Genomic DNA, 2,563 nt, shown 5'->3' with positions numbered 1-2,563 from the left:
CAGAGCATCCCGCCCTGCGCGAGCGCGAGCGGCGCCCCCGCCGCGATGCCGCCCCGCCCCGCCCGCGCGGCGAGCACGAGCCGCAGCGCCGCCAGCAGCGCGCAGCAGAACAGCAGGAACAGCAGCGCATAGGTCCGCCCATCCTGCCCGTGCCGGATCAGGCTCGCCTGCAGGGCGACGATCCCGGCCGCGAGCCAGGCCGCGCGGAGGCCGAAGGCGGTCCGGCAGACCAGGAAGAACGGCAGGACCGAGAGCGCGGCGGCGGCGGCCGAGAGCAGGCGGAGCGGCACCGGCCCTTCCAGCCCGAGCCGGCCCAGCAGCCCGGCGATGGCGTAGTAGCCCGGCGGGCTCGCCTCGATCCGCGCCATCTCCCCGAACACCACGCCCCAGGGCAACCCGCCAAGGCCGATGCTGGCGCTCTCGTCGATCCAGGGCGCGTCGCCGGCAAGCCCCGGCAGGCGCAGCAGGAAGGCGGCCAGCAGCAGCGCCGCCAGCCCCATCTTGTCCCGTTCCGATAACGTTCCTTGTCGATCCGACATCGGAACGATCATACCTGAAGGCGGGGCCCGTCGCAGCAGCGGCGGATCACACGCCGGCGGCGGTCAGCGCAGCGGGAAGCCGAGCGCGACCAGCGCGTCCTTCAGCCGGTCCCGCCCGTGCAGGGCCTTCATCGTGCCCAGGCGCGCGATGACGCGCTTCGTCCAGCTGTCCGCCGCCATCTCGTGGCGGGCGGAGAAGGCCGCCATGCGCGGATCGTAGGCGGCGCGGTGGCCGGCATCGTCCGCATCGTAGCGCTCCCGGTGCAGCACCGCGGCCTGGGGCAGGCGGGGCTTCACCTCCCCTTCCCGCCCTTCGGCCGCATAGCCGACGCACAAGCCGAAGACCGGCGCCACCCCCGGCGGCAGGCCGAGCAGCCGCGCGACGCGCGTCACGTCGTTGCGTAGCGCGCCGATATAGACATTCGCGAGGCCGAGGCTTTCCGCCGCCACCACCGCATTCTGCGCGGCGAGCGCGGCATCGATCGACGCGACGAGGAAGGATTCGAGGAAGGGCAGGCCGGCGAGTTCCGTGCCCTCGGCCTGCGCCAGCCGGGCGTTGCGCGAGGTGTCGGCGAGGAACACCAGGAAGAGCGGGCATTGCTCGATGTGCTTCTGGTTGCCCGCGACCTCGGCGAGTTCCTTCCGCACCGCCGGGTCATCGACCGCGACGACCGACCAGGTCTGGAGGTTGGAGGACGTCGCGGCCGATTGTGCCGCGGCGACCAGCGTTTCGAGCGTGCCGTCCGGCACCGGGTCGGGCCGGTAGCCGCGCACCGAGCGGTGCGAGAGCAGCAGCGCGATCGTGTCGTTCCACGGCCCGGCCTTGGGCTCGGCGCCCGCGCCGTAGCGGGCCGTGAGCGCGGCGCCGCGCCCTTCCATCTGCGTTCCGTCCATCTCGGTGGTCCCCCAAAGGATGGCGGGAAGGTAGCGATGGGGCGCGGCGCGTCCAGACCGGCGTGGCGCGCCACCCCCCCGGGGGCGGTCAGTTCTCCGGTCGGAAGCCGCTCTCGCGCACGATGCGGGCCCAGTCGTCGCGCTCGGCCCGGATGCGCGCGGCGAAGGCGGCCGGCGTGTCGGAGGTGGTGGGCGCGTATTCCAGCCGGTCGAGCGCGGCGACCATCTCCGGCGTCGCGGCGGCGGCGCGGATCGCGCGGTGCAGGCCATCGACCAGCGGCGCGGGCGTGCCGGCCGGCAGCAGCGCGCCGAACCATTCGTCCTTGTTGAGGTCGGCATGGCCGAGTTCGGCGAAGGTCGGCACGTCGGGGAAGCGCGGGTTGCGCGCGGCGGAGGAGACCGCCAGCAGCCGCAGCCCCTGCCCGTGATGGGTCGAGACGTCGCCGAGCACGCCGATGAAGCAGGCGAGCCGCCCCGCGATCGCGTCCTGCACCGCCGGCGCCGCGCCGCGATAGGGCACGTGGTTCATCGTGACGCCGGCGCGGCGGCCGAGCACGATGCCCATGAAGTGCGGCGAGGACCCCGCGGCCGGCGAGGCCCAGGGGATCTCCCCCCGCTGCGCCTTCGCCCAGTCGATCCAGGCCGGCAGGCTCTGCGCCGGATGGTCCTTCGGCACGGCGAAGGCGAAGGGATAGGTGCAGACGGTCGAGACCGGGATGAGGTCGGTGAGCGCGTCGTAGCGCACCTCCCGCGGGAAGACGTGCGGCTGGAGCGTGAGCATGGAGGCCGGCGTCTGCAGGAAGGTCAGGCCATCGGCATCGGCGCCCTTCACGAACTCGACCGCGATGCGCCCGGCGGCGCCCACGCGCCCGTCCACGACGATCGAGGGCGCGTAGAGCCCGCGCAGCCGCTCGGCATAGAGCCGCGCGACCACGTCCGAGGACCCGCCGGGCGGGAAGCCGATGATGATGCGGGCCGGCCGCTGCACGGTCTGGGCCCGCGCCGCGCCAGCGGCGGCGAGGGTGGCGGCGAGGCCGAGCGCGGCGCGGCGGCCGATGGCGAAGGTCATGGCGCGGAGTCCTCCCTGTGCTTGCCGCCGACATAGGGCCTGGACGGCCAGCCGCGCCAGG

Annotated in this window: 3 protein-coding genes; all 3 read right to left on the bottom strand. The window is 74.3% G+C overall.

From position 1 onward, the window contains the following. On the bottom strand, window positions 1–539 hold a 539-nt coding region (locus HW577_RS23545), incomplete at its 3' end, for a glycosyltransferase family 39 protein (RefSeq protein ID WP_198378537.1). A gap of 63 nt (window positions 540–602) precedes the next feature. Beyond that, window positions 603–1,433 (bottom strand): NADPH-dependent oxidoreductase, encoded by an 831-nt coding sequence (locus tag HW577_RS23540; RefSeq protein ID WP_232475195.1) that lies wholly within the window; start codon window positions 1,431–1,433, stop codon window positions 603–605. Between the two features lie 88 nt (window positions 1,434–1,521). After that, window positions 1,522–2,502: a tripartite tricarboxylate transporter substrate-binding protein gene (locus HW577_RS23535; RefSeq protein ID WP_198378536.1), complete on the bottom strand. Its 981-nt coding sequence runs from the start codon at window positions 2,500–2,502 to the stop codon at window positions 1,522–1,524. Window positions 2,503–2,563: the final 61 nt, after the last annotated feature.

It is taken from the genome of Neoroseomonas rubea, from assembly GCF_016106015.1.
Lineage (GTDB): Bacteria > Pseudomonadota > Alphaproteobacteria > Acetobacterales > Acetobacteraceae > Neoroseomonas > Neoroseomonas rubea.
This window is presented reverse-complemented; position numbering and strand designations above follow the sequence as displayed.

What these genes read in the sequence shown, in the direction of transcription:
- HW577_RS23540 (WP_232475195.1), bottom strand. Translation starts at nt 1,433, where the DNA reads ATGGACGGAACGCAGATGGAAGGGCGCGGCGCCGCGCTCACGGCCCGC.
- HW577_RS23535 (WP_198378536.1), bottom strand. Translation starts at nt 2,502, where the DNA reads ATGACCTTCGCCATCGGCCGCCGCGCCGCGCTCGGCCTCGCCGCCACC.